This is a genomic window from Sphingopyxis sp. BSNA05 (genome assembly GCF_013265645.1).
Classification (GTDB): Bacteria; Pseudomonadota; Alphaproteobacteria; order Sphingomonadales; family Sphingomonadaceae; genus Parasphingorhabdus.
Map to the genome: position 1 here is coordinate 15,820 of NZ_PYIA01000104.1, position 19,048 is coordinate 34,867.

16 protein-coding genes and 1 pseudogene are annotated in these 19,048 nt (G+C 58.4%); 9 read left to right on the forward strand and 8 right to left on the reverse strand.

Annotation, left to right across the window (positions count from 1 at the left end; all coding sequences use genetic code 11):
- Positions 1-124 precede the first annotated feature (124 nt).
- Positions 125-1,903 (forward strand): ATP-binding protein, encoded by a 1,779-nt coding sequence (locus C8024_RS12365; RefSeq protein ID WP_173205634.1) that lies wholly within the window; start codon positions 125-127, stop codon positions 1,901-1,903.
- Between the two features lie 137 nt (positions 1,904-2,040).
- On the opposite strand, the gene C8024_RS12370 is transcribed toward C8024_RS12365, so the two are convergent.
- Positions 2,041-3,420 (reverse strand): WecB/TagA/CpsF family glycosyltransferase, encoded by a 1,380-nt coding sequence (locus tag C8024_RS12370; protein ID WP_173205637.1) that lies wholly within the window; start codon positions 3,418-3,420, stop codon positions 2,041-2,043.
- A 362-nt stretch (positions 3,421-3,782) separates the two neighbouring features.
- Here C8024_RS12370 and C8024_RS12375 point away from each other — a divergent pair, with 362 nt between their 5' ends.
- The 5 genes from C8024_RS12375 to C8024_RS12390 are packed head-to-tail and all read left to right on the forward strand — an operon-like array spanning position 3,783 to position 7,976.
- Positions 3,783-5,048, forward strand: a complete 1,266-nt coding sequence (locus C8024_RS12375; protein WP_173205640.1) for an oligosaccharide flippase family protein — start codon at positions 3,783-3,785, stop codon at positions 5,046-5,048.
- On the forward strand, positions 5,045-5,974 hold the full coding sequence (locus C8024_RS12380) for a glycosyltransferase family A protein (RefSeq protein ID WP_173205643.1): 930 nt from the start codon (positions 5,045-5,047) through the stop codon (positions 5,972-5,974). The genes C8024_RS12375 and C8024_RS12380 overlap by 4 nt, the downstream gene beginning before the upstream one ends.
- 27 nt (positions 5,975-6,001) lie before the next feature.
- Positions 6,002-6,994, forward strand: a complete 993-nt coding sequence (locus C8024_RS12385) for a glycosyltransferase family 2 protein (protein ID WP_173205645.1) — start codon at positions 6,002-6,004, stop codon at positions 6,992-6,994.
- Positions 6,991-7,479, forward strand: coding sequence for a glycosyltransferase (locus tag C8024_RS21750; protein WP_254305863.1), 489 nt, complete (start codon positions 6,991-6,993; stop codon positions 7,477-7,479). Before C8024_RS12385 ends, C8024_RS21750 begins: the two co-directional genes overlap by 4 nt.
- An 8-nt stretch (positions 7,480-7,487) precedes the next feature.
- Positions 7,488-7,976, forward strand: coding sequence for a glycosyltransferase (locus C8024_RS12390; protein ID WP_367947324.1), 489 nt, complete (start codon positions 7,488-7,490; stop codon positions 7,974-7,976).
- A 209-nt stretch (positions 7,977-8,185) separates the two neighbouring features.
- Here the strand turns inward: C8024_RS12390 and C8024_RS21755 are convergent, their stop codons facing one another.
- From C8024_RS21755 to C8024_RS12405, 4 genes are all read right to left on the reverse strand, one after another.
- Positions 8,186-8,896 carry a DUF131 domain-containing protein gene (locus tag C8024_RS21755; protein WP_254305864.1) on the reverse strand — a complete coding sequence of 237 codons (711 nt, stop codon included), beginning with the start codon at positions 8,894-8,896 and terminating at the stop codon, positions 8,186-8,188.
- Complete coding sequence (locus C8024_RS21760; protein WP_254305865.1) at positions 8,839-9,405, reverse strand: hypothetical protein; 567 nt, start codon at positions 9,403-9,405, stop codon at positions 8,839-8,841. The genes C8024_RS21755 and C8024_RS21760 overlap by 58 nt, the downstream gene beginning before the upstream one ends.
- A gap of 14 nt (positions 9,406-9,419) precedes the next feature.
- Positions 9,420-10,760: a hypothetical protein gene (locus C8024_RS12400; RefSeq protein WP_173205649.1), complete on the reverse strand. Its 1,341-nt coding sequence runs from the start codon at positions 10,758-10,760 to the stop codon at positions 9,420-9,422.
- A 73-nt stretch (positions 10,761-10,833) separates the two neighbouring features.
- Complete coding sequence (locus C8024_RS12405; protein WP_173205651.1) at positions 10,834-12,018, reverse strand: polysaccharide biosynthesis/export family protein; 1,185 nt, start codon at positions 12,016-12,018, stop codon at positions 10,834-10,836.
- 268 nt (positions 12,019-12,286) lie between these two features.
- Here C8024_RS12405 and C8024_RS12410 point away from each other — a divergent pair, with 268 nt between their 5' ends.
- Both C8024_RS12410 and C8024_RS12415 read left to right on the forward strand, forming a co-directional pair.
- A complete protein-coding gene (locus C8024_RS12410) occupies positions 12,287-12,817 on the forward strand; it encodes a heme NO-binding domain-containing protein (RefSeq protein ID WP_173205653.1) in 531 nt (176 codons plus the stop codon).
- 4 nt (positions 12,818-12,821) lie between these two features.
- A complete protein-coding gene (locus C8024_RS12415; RefSeq protein WP_367947314.1) occupies positions 12,822-14,261 on the forward strand; it encodes a sigma-54-dependent transcriptional regulator in 1,440 nt (479 codons plus the stop codon).
- Positions 14,262-14,473: 212 nt separating this feature from the next.
- On the opposite strand, the gene C8024_RS12420 is transcribed toward C8024_RS12415, so the two are convergent.
- The 3 genes and pseudogenes from C8024_RS12420 to C8024_RS12430 form a co-directional block, all read right to left on the reverse strand.
- On the reverse strand, positions 14,474-14,944 hold the full coding sequence (locus C8024_RS12420) for a hypothetical protein (protein WP_173205655.1): 471 nt from the start codon (positions 14,942-14,944) through the stop codon (positions 14,474-14,476).
- A gap of 1 nt (position 14,945) precedes the next feature.
- Positions 14,946-15,845, reverse strand: a complete 900-nt coding sequence (locus C8024_RS12425; protein ID WP_254305866.1) for a HAMP domain-containing sensor histidine kinase — start codon at positions 15,843-15,845, stop codon at positions 14,946-14,948.
- A gap of 464 nt (positions 15,846-16,309) precedes the next feature.
- Positions 16,310-16,966, reverse strand: a pseudogene (locus C8024_RS12430) (response regulator transcription factor); the annotation flags it as partial.
- A 214-nt stretch (positions 16,967-17,180) separates the two neighbouring features.
- Here C8024_RS12430 and C8024_RS12435 point away from each other — a divergent pair.
- On the forward strand, positions 17,181-18,971 hold the full coding sequence (locus C8024_RS12435) for a tetratricopeptide repeat protein (RefSeq protein WP_173205658.1): 1,791 nt from the start codon (positions 17,181-17,183) through the stop codon (positions 18,969-18,971).
- Positions 18,972-19,048 lie beyond the last annotated feature (77 nt).

Genomic DNA, 19,048 nt, shown 5'->3' on the forward strand with positions numbered 1-19,048 from the left:
ACGGCGACGAAGACCAGCAGTTCATCGGTTCGGACAATTTCGCCAGCGTGATCGGCTCCAAAAACCGGTCACCAGTTTCGTGCAGTTTGCCGCCATGGTGCACCCTCACGACCAGGCGGATGCGATGGCCATACTCATCGCTGCCTCCGAAGGCCGGCTGGTTGACGAGAATGTCGAGGGCGATTTCCGCTTTTGTGATGATTATGGCAAGGTTCGCTGGCTACGCTGGTCGGTCACCCAGAAAAGGTCACCCGACGGTGTCCGCTTCTTCGGCTTCGGCGCGGTTCGCGATATCACCAAGGACCGGCAGGCCGAGCGGCAGGAACAGATTTTGCGGAAGCTGAGCGAGCGCCGGGCGCGGCAATTGCAGAATCTGACCAATGACCTGAAGATCGCGCGTGAAGAAGAACAGCGCAAGAGCGAGCAACTCGCGCAACGTCTGGTCGACATGGAGCTGATGGGGTCAGCACTGGAAGAGGCGCGCGCGGCCGCCGTCGAGGCGAACAAGTCAAAATCCCGCTTTCTGGCGATGATGAGCCATGACATCCGCACCCCGATGAATGCCGTGCTGGCGACTCTGGAACTGCTCAGCATCACCGATCTGACGCCGGAACAGCTCCGGCATGTGGAACTGGCCCGGGACAGCGGCGACCAGCTGTTGTTCCTGCTGGCAGATATTATCGAATATGCCCGCGCCGACGGCTGGAAGCTCGACCTGCAGATGCGCGAGCTCAATCTGCCGGAACTGGTCGAAAAGTCAGCAGCGACATGGCAACCGCTCGCCCGGAAAAAGAAGCTGGAAATTTTCACCAGCCTGCCGCCAGATTGTCCGGAACATATCGTAACGGATCCCACGCGGGTCCGGAACATGATCGACAATTTCGTCAGCAACGCGATCAAATATACCAGCGACGGCCGGATCGAACTGATCGCTGACATCATCACGGAACAGGATGGGAAATTCCTGAAATTCTGTGTGTCGGACGATGGATGCGGCATCCCTGAGGATGTCCAGCAGGGGCTGTTTGAAGATCTGGACCGTGGCATCGCCAATGACAGCGCCATCGAAGGAACGGGTCTCGGCCTGTCAATCTGCAAGCGTATCGTTCAGGCGATGGACGGCAATATCGGCGTCGAAAGCGAAATCGGTTTCGGCAGTGTTTTCTGGTTCATGATCCCAATCACCATGAGCGACGGTTCCGAACTGGCCGCGGTAAAAACACAGGCGCTTGTTACCCACAAGTTCAGGATCGACGGCCGGGCGCCCAGACTGCTGGTAGCCGAGGATGTCGAGGCCAATCAGATCGTGATCACGGCGATGCTGGAGAATATGGGCTGCGAAACGGTGGTGGTAGATGACGGCTCGAAGGTCATGGACGCGCTGGCCGATGACGATTTTGACGGTATATTGATGGACGTCTGGATGCCGATGAACGGGATGGACGCGTCGCGTCTGGTCAGGGCAAGCCGGAAATATGCAAAAATCCCGATCTTCGGGGTCACCGCATTTGCTGCGGAAAGCGAACGCACCGCGATCCTCGCCTCGGGCATGGACGGGGTGATATCAAAACCGATCAACCTGTCCGGCCTGCATTATGTGATCGGGCAGATTTGTGGGCAGGATGTCCCGCAAGGCGGTGGCGAACCGGACCATCAGAAGCGCGTTCCCGAATTCGGCGCGGTCGAATTTCTCGACCAGAGCAAATTTGCCGAACAGTTATTGGCGATACCGGAAAGCCGCCGCGCGGCGCTGGTCGATGCCGTTGGCAGCGATATCGAAAATGGTGCGAAAGATTCAGCCAGGCCTGGACAGACAGAGATGAACGCGCTGTCAACGCGGCTCATCACGCGCTGCGAGGAATTTGCACCGGCTTCGGAGCCTATGCCCTGCTCGAGAAAATAGACTCTATCCGCCAGAACGGAAAGTTGGGAGCAGCTGAGGAATTACTGCCGGTTCAGGATATGCTGGACTATACAATCGCGGCCCTCCACCGGTCCCGGGAAAATGGGACCGGCGAAGGAGATGAATAAGCCGGCGGCTCAATAGGCTCCCCTTCCGGTGATCACCGCCGGGACCGTGCGGGTGATCAGGACCAGATCGCGCAGCAAAGACCGTTTCGAGAGATATTCCAGATCCATGTCGACCTGTTGTTCGAACGGGATATCCGCGCGCCCGGAGACTTGCCAGGTACAGGTCAGACCCGGCTTCCCGGTCAGCCGGCCCCGTTCCTTGTCCTTATAGGCCAGCACCTCGTCCGGAAGCGCCGGTCGTGGTCCGACCACCGACATCTGACCTGCCAGAATGTTCAGGATCTGCGGTAGTTCGTCCAGGGAGGTGCGGCGGATCAACTTGCCTATCCGGGTGATGCGCGGGTCGCTTTTCATCTTGAAACAGACGGAATCGCGCTCGTTCTGTTCCGCGAGCTGAGCCTTTCGCGCCTCGGCATCCTTGTACATCGAGCGGAATTTCCAAATCCGGAAAGGCTTGCCGTCGGTTCCGATCCGGGTCTGGCGGAAAAATGGAGACCCCCGGTCTTCGAGAGTGATCAGCAGGCAGATTGCCGCCGCAAGCGGCCCGAGCAGCAGCAAGGCGAGCAGCGCGATCGCCAGATCCAACGTGCGTTTTGACGCCGCAGCATAGCGGGCGGCGTGGCCCCTGACGACAAAAGCGTGGGCGATAGCATGACCGATAAAGCGCAGATTGCCCACGAGATAGCGACCGGCCAGCCGCCGTGGCTCCATGGCCAGCCGCCAGCACCATTCCAGACCCGATTGACGCAGCAGCGCCGGTGCACGGGGTATGCTGTGCGAATAATAGTCGAACAGGCCCCCTACCCCCATGATCACCGGCACCGTGATCCGGTCGCGATATCGGGCAATCCATTTCTCCTGCGCAGGAACGCCCATGCCGACCATCAAGATAGATGCACCAGAACGGTTGATCTGTTCGATAATCTGTTCGTCGGTACCACGATCAAAATAGCCTTGCTGCGTCCCGGCAAAACAAAGCCCCGGAAATCTGTTGCGCATATTCTTGGCAGCAGCAGCAGCGATCCCGGGCTTTCCCCCCAGCAGATAGATGCTCTGGCCGGCCTGCGCTGCCTTTTCGCAGATATGCGGGAAGAGATCGGTCCCGTTGAGATTGTCGACCGGCTTCGAGCCCGCCAGCTTGCCAGCGAGCCGGAGGCCGCTGCCATCGGGCAGCAAGATATCGGCGGACCGCAGATCGGTTGCATATTTTGGGTCCTGTCTAGCGATATTGATGCAATGGGCATTGACGAAATAAATTGCGTTGCGATCCCCTTGCGAAGCGGCGCGGACGATCTTCCCGGCTACCGCAGGCAGACTGCCATTGGCGAGAACCAGACCGAATAGCGAAAAGGCGGTCTCATCATAAGTCGAGATGGCCAGTTCGGTCATGCTGCTGCGACCTATGATAAGCGGCGAGACGCGCCGGCTGTTGCTGGCGGAAAAATGGCAGCGGATTGATATATGCTCATTGTGGGACTCCATTTGTTTGGCTGTCACCACCGCACTTCGCGTGCCAGAATCTGAATCTCCATATTTATCAGTTAGATATGAGGTTAATGCATCGTTAGCCGCAGCCCCGGATTGCTCAAAACGCGAAATTTTTCGCAAAATGCAAACATAGCCACCCACTCTGCAACAGTCTGCAAAGGGTTAAATTCCCGCTAGCCAGTGTTTCGCTTGGAAAACCGCTATTTTCCGAAACTGGCATGGCAATTGAACTGACTGTCCCGAACCAGTTTGGGAATCGCAACATGAACGCCGCAACGTCACATAGCCATCAACACAGCAAGCGCTCCATCGTGCAAGGCCTGATGGCTTATGGATCGGCCGAGTTGGTTAACCGCATTGTCCGGATCCTGGTTGTCGTCGTTATCGCACGCCAGCTGGTTCCGGAACTTGTCGGCGTTGCAGCGCTGACCCTCAGCCTTTTCGAACTGATCCGCGTCATCGCCAATATCGGAGTCGGGCAAAAGATCATCGCAGCACCGGCCGAGATGCTGGAGGCTGTCTGCAATGCGGCCAAGGCCATATTCTGGTTCTGGTGCTCATTGGTGGCGGTCATCCAGTTGGCTGTCGCCGCGGTTCTGTTCACCGTCTTTCACCAGAGTCTTGCCGCCCAGATGCTGGCCATTTTGTGCGGTGTCTATTTCTTCATGCCAGGCGGTCTCGTCCAGTGCTTTCGGCTGATGCGCGCCCGAAAAATGGCGACCGTGGCAAAAATCGGTGCAGTACAGACCATAGCCGACCATCTGATCACCGGCGCGCTGATCCTCGCATGGGCAAATCCCTGGGCCATCATATTGCCGAAACTGATCACCGCTCCCCTGTGGCTAATCATGATGCGGCGGGCGGAGCAATGGACCGCAAACCCGGCTCACGGCTATGCAAACCGGTCGGAAATGATAAATTTCGGCGCCGCTGTGCTGGCGACCGACATATTGCTCGCCTTGCGCAACAATCTGGACAAGCTGATCATCAGCGCGCTGCTCGGCGTTTCCGCCCTCGGCAGCTATTATTTCGCCTTCAACGCCGGCATTGGCATCATCGGCACGCTGGCCACGGCCTTTGGCACGGTGATCTATCCCTATTTGTGCAACCCGCATTCGCTGGCCGATTCCAGAGGCACGCTGCGCTTCATTCTCGGCGCCGGCTTGGTCATCTTCAGCGGCCTGTCACTCGTACAATATACCCTTGCCCCCATTTATGTGCCGCTGATTTTCGGGGAAAAATGGATTCAGGCCATTCCGCTAATCCAGATCCTGTCGCTCGCCGGCATTCCCCTGCTGCTCGGTGCTATTGCCTCCGCCTATCTAAGAGCATCCGGGCGAGCGGCTCTCGATGCTTGGCTCGGACTTATTGTCTGTGTCGCGGCTCTCTCTGCCATGTTTGTCGGCGCGCATATCGGGCTGGAGCAAGCCGCTGCAGGCTGGGTGATCGGGACCGCCTCGATCATCTCCACATATTCCTTCTTCATCATGACCAAGTTTTTTCAAAGCAAACAGGAAATTTCCCTATGAACCCTCCTCATTTTTCAGTGATCATGCCCGTTTACAACGCCGCTCCGTATCTTTTCGCGACGATCAAGTCGGTGCTGACCCAAACGGACGGGGACCTCGAACTCATCCTGGTCGACGACGGTTCGACGGACGAAAGCCTGGGGATCATGCTGTCGCTGGCCAGCGAAGACGCCCGGATCAAGCTGGTTTCGCAGTCCAATCAGGGCGTATCGGCGGCGCGCAACCTCGGCCTTTCGCAGGCTCGGGGCAAGCTCGTGGCCTTCATGGATGCCGACGATCTCTGGAAAGCCGAGAAACTGGAGATGCACGGCTTTTTCCATGCCAGACATCCGCACGTTGCGGCAAGCTATGCCCAGATCGCCTTCATCTACCATGACGCAAAGCCCGGCGACAAGGCGAAGACATATTCGACGGTCACGCCCGGTCCCCTAACGGTCGAACAGGTCATTGCGGAAAATCCGACCTGTACCATGTCCAACCTCGTGGTGGTGAAGGAGACGATCGACGCCGTCGGCGGTTTCCGGAGCGACATGTCTTATGCCGAGGATCAGGAATGGATCGCGCGGCTCGTCTCCTTTGATCATGATATTTGCGGAATGGATCATCATCTCGTGGATTATCGCATGAGCCCTAACGGCTTGTCGGTCGATCTGTCGGCCATGCATGCCGGCTGGCGTTCGCTGGCGAACCTATATGCAGACCACGGTACAGTGCCATCTGCCGAAGCCATCTACTGCCGCTATCTGTCCCGCCGTGCCTTGCGGGCCGGCGCGCCGGCCAAGGTTGCTCTCTCTTATGCGATGCAGGGGATCCGGTCCGACCGTCTGGCTTTTCTGAAAGATGCCCGGCGCGGCTGGCTGACCCTGATTTCAGCCGTCGCCGCCCTGCTGATCCCCCGCTCCGCCAGAATCCAGTTTTTCGCCTGATCATCAGTTTTTCAGAAGGACAATATAATGACCAAACCAGCGATCTCGATCGTCATGCCCGTTTACAATGTCGAGCATTATGTCTCCGAGGCCATTGAATCCGTGCTCGCCCAGACGTTCGGCAATTTCGAGCTTATCATAGTGGACGATGGCGGCTCCGACAGCAGCGTCGACATTTGCGCCTCCTACGCCGATCCCCGCATCCGGATAATCGCACAGCCCAACCGCGGCCTTGCAGGCGCCCGCAACAGCGGCATATCGGCAGCGCGCGGGGAATATGTCGCCCTGCTCGATGCCGACGACAGCTGGGACCCGGAAAAGCTCGCGCTGCACAAAATCCACCTCGACAATAACCCGCAGGTCGGCGTCAGCTACAGCGGTTCGCGATTCATGGATTCACAAGGAAGTCCGCTCCGTCAGGCGCAGCGACCGAAACTTGAGAATATCTCCGTTCAGGATATCCTGACCCGCAATCCCGTCGGTAACGGGTCGGCACCCGTGATCCGCAAAACTGCGCTGGACAGCATCGCATCCGACCATCCCGATGAGCCTGGCCGTGCGTGCTTTTTTGACGAAAGCTTTCGCCAGTCAGAGGATATCGAATTGTGGATACGCATGGCGTTGACCGGCGGAATCCGTTTCGAAGGGATTGTCGGCCTGCTTACCAACTATCGCGTCGTCTCCGGCGGATTGTCGGCCAATATCGCCGCACAATATGACAGCTGGAACCGGGTTATGATCAAAACCATGGCCTGTGCGCCGGAATTCATCGCCCAGTACGGCGATGAAGCACGAGCATATCAGCTTCGCTATCTTGCCCGGCGCGCCGTCCAAATGGGCGACGGCGCCTTTGCGCTCATATTACTGAAAGAGGCCTTCGCCATTTCGGTCAAACCACTCGTCAGAGAGCCGGTGAAATCGGTATTCACCTTTCTTGCCGCTGCCGCCGCGCGATATCTGCCGACGCCGTTTGTCAACCGGCTGGCCGACGGCTGGACCGGCGGGAGGGCGCTGAGATGAGCGCATTGCCAAAAGTCGTCCACCTGATTGACGACCTTTCGATCGGGGGTGTCACACGCAATCTCGCGCTGTTCCGGCACCCTGCCCTGCGCCGCCATTTCGATATTACATGCCAGGAAGTCCATCCCGACTGGAGCATCGCACCGAAAATGGATGCGGCGGTGATCATCGTTCATTTCTCGATGAGCTGGAAAACCCTGCCCTTTCTCTATTCGCTTGCAGCGCGCAACGCGCAGGCCAGTCTGGTGTTGGTCGAGCACAGCTATTCCCGGGAATGGGAAACGCAGCACGTAACCGACCAGACCCGTTTCCGCTCCATGCTGAAACTGGCGTATCGGATGTTCGACCGCGTGATATGCGTCTCGAACGCGCAAGCAATCTGGCTCGAAGAAGCGACCGGTCTCCGGGCGCCCCGGCGCCAGATCATATATCCCTGGAGCGACACGCAGGGACTGGCGCAGTTGTCGCGTCCCCATTTTCCCTGAAGGCACCGATCACCGTCGGCGCCTATGGCCGGTTTGTCGGGGACAAGGGCTTTGACCGCCTTATCGGGGCAATGAATGCGCTGGGCGATCAGCGGGAGGTCAGGCTGTTGCTCGGCGGTTTCGGGCCGGATGAACAGAAGCTCAAACGCCTGGCCGGATCCCGTCGCAACATATCATTTTACGGACAGATTGACCGGGTGGACGATTTTCTCGGCAGATGCGACCTTGTCGCGATCCCGTCAAAATACGAGGCCTATGGTCTGGTCGCCACGGAAGCCCGTTTGGCCGCCCGACCGCTCATCGTGTCAGGCGTCGGCGGACTACCGGAACAGGTGGGTGACGCTGGCCTGATTGTCGATTTTGAGGACGAAGCCTCGACGGTCAAATTGCTGAAAATATCCGTCATCTGCCACTTGTACAGATGTCGGTGGCAGGCCGGGGAGCCTGTCTGGATACCACGGAAAAGCGCATCGAGAGGTGGCTGCGGCTGCTGGTAGACATTTCCTCAAGCCGGACCCTGCCCCAGGCAGCATGAGCCGCCGCTCCATCAACGGTTCACCGGGCTGGACCAAGGGAGCTCCCGCGAAGGCGGGGGCTCTTTTTTGTCCATCGGAAAGGCGGGCACCGTTTGGATGGCGCGCGGGAGGTATCATGTCGATTTTATCATGCCCTGTGGGCAAGATGGCACTGCAGCAACCCGGATGCGCTAGCTGGCGGCTTGCCGCCGGCTCCTTTGCTGCAACGCCATGCCGATGAGCAGCAGCGCCGGCCAATAGAGATAGGCGAGAGATTCCAGATTCTCGCCAAAGCTGTACATCAGCAGCAGCATGGCCATGGCCAGCCCCGTCTGCCCCAGCCGGGAGGTCAGGGCCGATTGCAGCAACAGTGCAAGCGTGATCATCAGCGGGGTCGCCAGCGCAAGCAGACCCAGCAGTCCCTTGACGAACAACAGCCCATACCAGCTGTGATGGCTGCCGATCGGCATATATTCGACCAGATGCGGGCCGCGCTCGACTACCCCATGACCAAACCAGAATGCCTCGGCCTGCCAGCGTTCCACAGCGATCCGGCCCAGCGTCTCCCTGACCCGGGTTGAGTCGGCTCTGGCGCCGGAAAACTCGGACTTCGCAAGATTCAGTGCTTCAAGGATATCGACCGCAAACCAGCCGGAAAGCAGAACGATTGGCAATATCAGGAACCAGAGAAAAGAACGCGTCACCTGGCCGAACAGCAGCGGAATAGGCGCGATCATGATCAGGCCGACAAGCGCCAGCCGTGACTGGGATAACAGGATCATGGCAAGAGCTGCGGCAATTCCCCAATTTCTCCAGCGGCGGTCTTTCTCCTGGCAGGCGCAAATCAGATAGACCAGCCCCACCATCCCGGCCGCCGGCGACCAGGCGCGAAAAACTGCCATCGGGGCGCGCCCGACCCGGGCTCCAGAGTATAGAGGATGGTGGCAAAATATTCCGGACCGGAGCCGCCAATTATCTGAAGCGGGGAAACCCACAGGGTCGCAGGCAATCCGACAAAGGGCGCGACAAGAAACAGCGGCAGCAACAATATCGTATATTTGCCAGTTCGGCAGATTGCCCGATAGACAATCTCTCGCCGGATCGGCAGCACCGCACCGGCGAATATGAACAGTGCGATGAGCAACCATCCCTTGGCCCAGCCTATCGCCGATTTGATGGTGGCACCCGTCCCGAGGCTGAAATTGAGATGCCCGGCGATCAATATCACCAGCATGATTGTCATCGCGATGAGCCAGGCAGATATCGACCAGTGCGGCGCTGGCAGCCGCTTGGACTCCGGCAAGTTTGGACCGATATAATAGAAATACAGGGCCTGTAGGCCCAGCAGGCAACCGAGCACCGGCCCCGCGATATAGAGCCCGCCCACCAACCATAAGAGCCAAGTGGACAATATGGTGTGATGGACTAAATATTCGGAGCTATTCTGCGGATGATCGGCTGTCTGAACCATAGCAATGCCAGTCCTATGAGGATGATGATGGTCGCGCCCGTTGCGCCCGCCAAAGCGAGCAGAACCGAGGGGCTCGAGGGGGATTGCGGTAACGAGGGCTGCTCGAGCGTCTGAACCAGAGGATAGGAAGCAAACGGATCCTGCTTGTTGGTATCAACGCGGGCCAGCGCCGAGGAGAATACAGCCTCGGCCACTCGGTGGTCCCGCACAAGATCCGCAAGCTGCGAAGCCTGTTTGACGAGTTCGCTGCTCTTCATCGACTGGTTGGAAATATCTCGTCGGATTTCGGCCAGACCGGCCCGCGCACCGGCGCTCTGGGAATTGGCAACGATCATGCCCTGCATCATATTGGTTCTGCCGTCCGCCACCGCGATATCGACATTTTTCAGGATGGCATCGGAACCCAGCCCGGTCAGCGCGCGTCCGCGTTCAAGCAGCGCATTTTGCAGCTGGTCCCGTTCGGATCTGGCCTGAACCATATCGCCGTGATTATCGCCCAAAGTAGCTTCCTTTTCCCGGGTTTCGACTTCCAGCTTGGCATAGCGGTCTGCCAGTTGCTGGAACACCGGATCGGACCGCAGCCGCAGCGCGGTATTGGCCCCGCTGACGCTCTTGCCAAGAATGGAAGAAAACCGGCCTGATTCCGCTGCTTTCTGTCGTAACATTATGCGGGCCTCCCGCTCCTGCTGGCGCAGCGCGTCCATATTGGCGATGCGGGTGTTGAATTGATCCAGTGAGACCAATCCCGTTTTTGCCTGGAAATCGAGCAATGCCTGTTGCGTCGTTCTGACTTTCTTTTCCAGCACGATCAAATTCTTGTTATCCGAGTTTTCGCGCATTTCCGCTTCGTTCTTGCGCAGCTCATCCAGCTGGTTGAGGAATGTGTCCTTCAGGGCTATGGCGCGTTTGTTCGCCTGTTCGCCGCTCGCACCAACCACTTCCACCTGGATCAGATTTGTCTGGTCGATCAGCTTCACATTGGGCGCGGGGAAGCGGTGCATTCTATCACCGGATTTCTCTGCGCTCTGGCGCAGGGTTCTGTCTGTCATCAGCAAGCGCTTGTAATTTTCTGTAGGGCTCAAAGTCGCGCTGGAAAAAGCGGAGGCAACCGATGACTGGGCCTGTCCGATGCTTTCGACGTTGAGCGAGCCGCCGGCACCGGAGCCCGGCAGGATAAGGGTGAATTTGCTGCGATACTGGTCGGGTGCCAGTGCCAGAAAAAGGCCTGTCAGCGCCCAGATCACGATGATCCAGACCGCCGCCGTTTTCAGATAGCGCTTGTGCCGCATACGCATTGGCCTGCGGTTTTTACCGCATGCCAGAGTCTCATATGCAGACCCGGCTGTTCGATGATTTCCTGTTTCATGATCAGTCCAGATTCTTCAGCAGAAAATAGGGCGAAGCGGTTTCGCCAACCAGACTGATCACATCGCGCATATTCATCGCGAAACTGTCGTAGCAGGCCAGGCTGTCTCCCGGCATGAGATAGGGGTCCCTGCCATCGCGATCATTCTGGCGGACCAGTTTTTCAACCGAACGCTGGATGACCACCGACTGCCCGCTGATCGGGTTGCGGGACATCAGCACCACTTTTCGCGCTGCGTTCATCGCCGATCCGCCGACACAATTGGCTGCCACCATGGCTTGCGAGAGTCGGGTGCCGTAAGGCAGGTTGGTTGCATCACGATTGATCGCGGACGAGGCGTTGTTGCTGGCCGGACGCGAAAGGTTCGACATATAGACCCGAATGCCCGGTGCCGTGATCTGTGACGGCTTGACCAGATCATCCTGGAAGCAGGCGCGGGACCCGACGATGATCCGATCATTCGCCGTCAGTGCGATATCATCGATTGCGCTCCCGTAAATCGCGCCGTTCAGATCAATTCTGGCCCAGCGAGCGCCGCGGACCAGATAAACGGCTGACAAATCGGCGTCGGGCCGGACACCGCCGGCCGCGCGCAATGTTGTCGTCAGAGACCGGCTCGCGTTGCGGTCTCCGGAATCACCGTTGCTGAGATTGACACCCCGGGTTTCCGGATTGCGATCGCCTACCCGGATCATACCCGGCTCGAACACCGCGCCGCTAACGGCGATGCTGACGCCCCCGAGCTCCAGCAGTTGCAATCTGACACTGTTCCTCAGGCCGCGAATAAGGCCCGCATCCGCCAGTTCCTTGGCAATCACCCTCTCGGCCTCAACAATCGACTTTCCGGCGAGGCCTACCGTCAGCCTCCCGTCCAGTGTGATCGTGCCATTCGCCGCCAATACATAGGTCCGTGAGATACTGTCTTCATCCCCGGCGACTTTCAGGCGGACCCGGTCGCCGGATGCCAGAAGATCAGGCGTGCCGGCAAACACATGCGAAGCGACCTGCCTGGCGGGCAAGTCTGCTATCGGCGTCATAGCCGCCTGGCACGAACGGTAGCCGCCTGCTGCGGCCTCGACTTGCTGCGGCGCATATTGGCTACCAATGGCATTTGCCGGCCGTTCCATGGTCGCGCAGCCGCCCAGAAGCGAGGCCGTAATCAGTGTTGCGATGGTCTTGTGGGTCATATTTTCACCTGAAAATTGGATTCAGGCTAGTCTTTGCAACGGCCGTGCCAGTCTCTGATTTGCACGGCTCGCGACGGTTAACGTTCCGATAATGCAAAATATTTGGGCCGGCGTTTGCATTTTGCAAAGCTTTTGTCGCATATTGCAAATGTCGCTTGTTGCAAAATGCAGGTATCCGCCACGGCCTCGCGGAATTCAGCCATTCGCGTTTTGGCATGGAAGATGCTTAGAACCGGGGAACAACCGGCACGAAAAGGAATGGGGCAAGATGAAGGGTATAATATTTACGGAACTGGTGCGGTTCATGGAGAAAGTCCAGTCACCGGAATTCGCCGACCAGGTGATATCGGGAGCCGCGCTTCCCAATGACGGTGCATTTACGTCGATCGGCAATTATCCATCGGAATATGCCCTTGCAATGGTTGGCCAGGCATCCGAACAATCCGGCATCGAAGCCACTGAACTTTGCCGTCTGTTCGGCAAATATCTCTATGACCGGTTCAATATATTATATCCGCATATCATGGAAAGCTACAATTCGGCAGAATCCCTGTTAACGCACGTCGGCAGCCATATTCATACTGAAGTCTGTGTGCTCTATCCCGATGCGCGCCCTCCCCAGGTCACTGCAGATGTCCAGGACGGCCAAACGGTCATTCACTATCATTCTCACCGTCCCATGGCTGCCATCGCCCATGGTCTGGTTCAGGGCTGCATGGACCATTATGGTGACCAGCGTTCACTGGAGTGGGAATGTGCCGTTGACGGAAAGTCGGCCATCTTCACGATAAAGGGATAAGCCTGTGTCCAGTCACAAGATATTGATCATCGAAGACATTGCCTCATTGTCCATTGCCTATGCGGGGCATCTGGAGACGGCAGGCTTCCGCTGTGTCATCGTCGACAATCTCGCCGATGCCAATATCGAACTGGAGCGCGAGAATTCCGGATTCTCGGCGATATTGCTGGATTTACAATTGCCGGATGGCAACGGGCTGGACTGGCTTGAAAATAATGCCTCCATTCTCTCCGAAATTTCGGTCATCGTCGCCACGGCAGACGGCTCGATCAACCGGGCCATCGACGCGATGCGTCTGGGTGCTTATGATTTCATGGTCAAGCCGCTTTCACCGACCCGTCTGGTAACAGCGATGAAGGGGGCTGTGGAGGTTACGAAATCGGTCCAGGCCGACGTGATACAGGATCCGCAGACCGGCTCCGGCCCCAGCGATTTTGCCGGCTTTATCGGCTCCAGCCCGCCGATGCAGGAAGTCTATCGCCAGATAAGGAATGTCGCCAATTCCAAGGCCACGGTCTTCATCACCGGCGAAAGCGGGACCGGCAAGGAAGTGTGTGCGGATGCCATCCACAAGTCGGGTCCCAGAGGCAAGAAACCGTTTGTCGCGATCAATTGCGGAGCGATTCCCGAGGACCTGCTGGAATCAGAGCTTTTCGGCCATTTGAAAGGCTCTTTTACGGGCGCGATCACGGACCGGGTCGGCGCGGTGCAGGCGGCCCATGGCGGCACCCTGTTTCTCGACGAAATCTGCGAGATGCAGCTGAAGCTGCAGGTCAAGCTGTTGCGTTTCCTGCAAACGGGGACTGTCCAGAGGGTGGGCGCAACCAAGGCCGAGGATGTCGATGTCCGCATCATCTGCGCGACCAACCGCAATCCGGCACAAGAAGTCGAACAGGGGCGCTTCCGGGAAGATCTTTTCTATCGGCTCGCCGTCGTACCCATCGACCTGCCACCTCTCAGGGAACGGGGCGGAGACATCACCTTGCTCGCCAACTCTTTCCTGATGAAATTCGCAGAAGAGGAAGGCAAGAAATTCCTCCCGCTGAACGCCAGTCTGGCGGAAAGTTTCGAGCGCCACAACTGGCCGGGCAATGTCCGCGAACTGCAGAATCTGATGCGGCGGGCGGCGGTGATGTTTGCCGGTCCCGATCTGGATTCGAGCATATTGCCAGAGTTTGTCGACCCGGCCACGCCGGTAACCGCCCGCCCAGTTCCAGCCTCCGAACCGGTTGGCGAGCGAGCGCAACCTATCGCTTTGGAGCAGCGGGACGGTCTGAGCAGTTTTGACGACATGACCCTGGAGCAGATCGAGCAATTTTTTGTGGAGCGAGCGGTTCGCCGGTGCAACGGCAGCCTGACCAAAGCCGCGAGACAACTGGGCGTCAGCCCGTCGACGCTGTACCGGAAACGCGAAAAATGGAACGTCGCATCGCCGGACAGCTAGCCCGGGCGCACGCCACCCCACCATTGCCCGGAATTTCCCGCTGCTGATGTCCTAGTTCGATACCAGATAATAGCTTACGGGCCGGCTCTCGCTGGTCCGGATATTGATCTGATATCTTTCGGTAAAGAGCGGCAACCACTCGCAATTTGCTGGCCTGGAGGACGTGTGACGGCTGCAGATCCGCTTTCCCTGGCCATCGCTGATCTCGATGGTCAACGGCTTCGGAGAACCAGGCACCAGCGCCACCGAGGCCTTTTTTCCCGCCAGAAAAATCTGCTCGATACTGACCCGCGACGTCGCCGAGACCATCCCCTTTTATAGGATGGTCCGAGCGCCCGGCCACGATAGACCGGTGGCGCGACGGACGGATCGATCAGGCTGGCGCGCTGGTTCCAGCTTCTCGAGAGATTTTCCTGCTGATCGCCGGCAGGTCTGGCTCCGAGATTCTCCAGCATCTGCGCGGCGATGCGCAGCGCAGCGGCATCGGCAGCGTCCGCCGCCACCTGCCCCGCCGCAATAGCATCGGCCGCCCGCATCACCGCGCTGGCGTCGACCGGAGCAATGGCGATATCGGCACGTTCGTGAGATGTCCGCGCAGCCGAGCCGGGAGCCGTGCTGGTGCAGGCGGACAGAAGCGACACCGACGCCGCCAGTGCAATCGTCGGACAATATCGGTTCCTCATATCAACCACTCCCTTCCGGTCTGATTTCGAACAGCGCTCCGGGCTCGGCGTCCCGGCATGTGATGACCAGTCCGTTGCGCTCGGCCAGCGCCTGTGAAAGAGCCAGACCGAGGCCATGCCCCTTCGCCCCGCTGGCATCCACGCGAACGAAGCGCTGGAAAATCTTCTCCCGCATATTTTCGGGGATGCCGGGACCATTGTCCCGCACCACGATTACAGGTCCTGGCCGTAGCGCGAGCTCGACCACACCACCCTTCGGCGTATATTTTAGCGCATTGTCGAGCAGATTGGACAATATGCGCTGGATATGGGCGGGATTGGCCATCATCTGGACTCCCGGCGCAATGTCGGTCCCGAAGCTTATTCCGAGATCCTCCGCGCTTTCGGCGAACAATTCGGCCATTTCGGTTGCGATTTCCGAGACATCGCAGGGTGACAATCCGCTGCGATCACCCTTCTGGGCGCGGCTCGAAGCTATGTCGAGCAGCGAGTCCAGCATCTGGATGATATCGCGAATATCCTGCCGCGCCCGGCCGAGCGTCTCGCTGTGCAGCGGGTCCTTGCTTTGGCCGATGGCCGTTATCAGACGGTTATCCAGATGCATCAGCGGCGTGCGCAGCTCATGCGCAGTATGGTCCGAAATGTCTCGATGCGCAGAAACCAGCGAAGCCAGCCGCCCTATCATGGCGTTGCTGTGGCGCGATAGCTGGTCAAGCTCGTCACCTCGCTGGTCGACCGGAATGGTGGCCGCGAGATTGCCGGTGCCAATTTCCCGAAAGGCATCGTTCATGCTGCCGAGCCGGCCTTTCAGGCGGCGGGTGGAATAATAGCCGATCATGCTGAATATCAGGACCAGCAGAATCCCGGCACCAAGGAAAGCGATCCGGATCCGCGCGAGCAAGGCCGACCGGGCCTGAGTGTCGCGTCCGACAAGCAGCTTCAGGTCCGGGTTCAGCTGGGTGGCCCGGGCAAATATCTGCGTTCCGTCTGCCAGACGGAAAAGCCTGCTTCGGAATTTTCCGAAGACAGTTCGGGCCAGGAATCGACATTGCCGATGATCGCCCGGCCGCTCGGCGATGCGAGCAGATAGTAGCGCTTGTCATCGGGCGACTGCAATTCCAGCCGGTCCGATATCCGCCGGCGCAATTCGGTCGCGCCGCCGCTGATATAAATATCGGCCAGACCGGCGATATCCGTATCGACGCTGCGCGCCATCTGCTCCCGGAATTCGGTTCGTACGATCCATTCGGTCATCGCGAACAAGGCGGTAGAAGACGCTATCGAGACAAGAATGACGATCAGACTCAATCGGCCGAACAAGGAAGAAAAATGCTCATGATCAGACGGCGTGGAGCCGGTAGCCTGCCCCCAGATCGTCTCCAGTACCGGCTTGTCAAAACCTTCTTCCAGCTTGCGCCGCAACCGTCCGACATTGACGTCGATGACATTGGTCTGCGGATCGAATTTCAGGTTCCAGACGTTCAGCAACAGCATCTCGCGGGTAACGATCTCCCCGGCATTTTGCATGAAATACCGGAACAGGTCGAACTCCTTTGGGCTGAGCGGAACATGCCGCCCCTGCCGGTGCGCGGTGCGCGCCTTGATATGGCATTCCATGTCGCCGAATATGATCACGGCGCTGTGCGATTGCCCGCTCGCGCGCCGGTGCAGGGCGCGAACCCGAGCAATCAGCTCTTCCTGTTCGAACGGCTTGGCGAGATAGTCGTCGACCCCGGCGTCCAGCCCTTCGATCCGGTTTTCCGTCCGGCCCAGAGCAGACAGCATCAGCACCGGCACATCGACTCCCGCCTCGCGCAATTTGCCGATAATTTCTATGCCGCTCATATCCGGCAGCATCCGGTCGAGGATCACGAGATCGAATTGTGAACCGGCGGCAAGGCGCAGGCCCTCGTTTCCGTCGGCTGCCCATACAGTTTTGGCACCGGTCCGCGCCATCGCGGCGGAAACCATGTCTGCGGTCTGCGCGTCATCCTCGATATGCAGAATGTTAAGACCGGGCATGGCTTTGGCTCATTCTCAGATAGGGTTGAATCATGGCTAGACCCATAGCATCACCATCTCAAGATAATGCAGTGACAAATGCTGTTAGAAAAGCGCCATCAACAGTTTGCAAACATGCAATTTCTTTCATAGAATTGATCCGGGCGCAAACCGGTTTCGACTTTGCCAGCAATGGCCGGGCGATAATCAGCATTGTTGGAAGAGGTTGCACATCATGGCATTCAGATATTGGAAACTGGCTCTATTGCTCTCCGCCGGGCTTTTGCCCGGGATTGCGCATGCGGAGAATGACCAGACGCTCAACGAAAGAATGATCGCGCTGGTAGATCGCGACGTCTCCCGCCAACCGAAAGTCGCGATCGAAGAAATCCGGGCGATGATCGCGCAAGCGGAAGCCGACAAGGAAGTCGGCACGCTGGCCCGTGCGGCTGCATTGGGTGCTTTGGGCGGTGCGCATTTCTATATTCAGGATTTCGATCAAAGTCTCGCCAGTTTCCGGGCGGCGGAAGAGCTGCTGGCAGCAGACAATCTCAATACCCACAAGCAGATGATCTCGATATTGAACAATATCAGCGTCGTCCTAAGCATGACCGGAAAGGCAGAAGAAGCGCTCGCGATCCAGCAGAAAGTTCTGGATATCCGCCGGGAAACGGACGGGACAGACAGCTCCAGCTACGCGGCGGCCCTGTTCAATATCGGCAGCACCAAATTCCGGCTGGGCGACTATGAATCGGCGGTGACCGAAATCCGGGAGGCGGTTGACATCGCGCGGGCCATCGAGAAGCCCACCGACGCCGACAATACGCTGGCCGTGACCTACTGGATGTCTCTTGCCGCGGTGGTCAATGCCACCGGCAACACCGAACTGTCGCTCAAGGAAAACCGTCTGGCCACCCAATATGCCGAAAGTCGGCTGGGCGACCGCCATTCGGTCTATGCCGGCGCTTTGAACAATCTGGGCTCGGCCCTGAGCAGCGCGGGCCGTTGTGGCGAGGCGATACCTTTGCTCCGCCGTGCGCTCGAACTGCGCACCGAGATTCTCGGTCGCGACAAGCGGGATACGGCGATCACGCTGACCAATCTTGCCGACTGCCTGGCGAAAGCGGAACCCAGCCTGGACCAGGTTGCCATGTTCGACGAAGCCGCACGGATTTTCGAAAGCAGTCCCGGCAACAGCCAGAGCCGCTATACCGGCAACAGCCTTGCCAAGGCAGGCTTGCTCAGCACCCGACTGGGACAATTGAAGGAGGGCCAGGCTTATCTTGAAAGGGCGCTGTCACTAACCGAGAGCGCGCTCCCCGACACTCATCCTGCGGTTGCCGAATTGCGTCTGGAACTGCTGAACAATTATCTGCTGAACCGGAACTACGAATCTGCCAATACCATCATGTCCGCGATCGAAAAACAGGACGATGCGGTTGCCAGATTTCCGGCGGTCGAGAAATTCAAGTTTGCGGTGATGCGAACCGAACTGGCGAATGCGTTGGGGCGTCCGGAGAATAAATCATCGGAGGCAATTGCGGCATATCGGGAAGTCCGGGGGAAAATACTGGATCGCGCGGTCTCGATCGAAGAATATTTCGCGGACGACACGGGCCTGACCGACCAGTTTGCCAGATTTGCCGGAATCATGGCCGGCGAGGGGAATATGGCCGAAAGTTTTGACGCCATGCAACTCGCCCAGTTTGCCGATCTGAGCAGCGTGTCGGGCAATCTGACGGCCAGATCCATCGCCGAAAAGCCGGCTTTGGTGACGAAGTCCGAAGGCTGCAGGACCTGGTGCAGAACGGCAAGAAAATCGATGCCGGTTTCACCAAGGCTACGACAGAAGGCGACAAGCCACGGCAGGCCGCCCTGCTTGCCGAACGGGAAGACAATAGCAAAGCCATTGCCGATTTGTCCGCAAGGATCGAAACCGCCCTCCCCGACTATTGGGCATTGGCGAAGCCCGAACCGGTCGCCCTCGGGAAACTGCAGTCCGCGCTGGGATCCGCCCCGTTGGTGATGGTGACGCCCGCGCTGGATGGCGTCTATGTCACAGCTGTGACCCGGGACGATTATCTGTGGCAGAAGACACCGGCC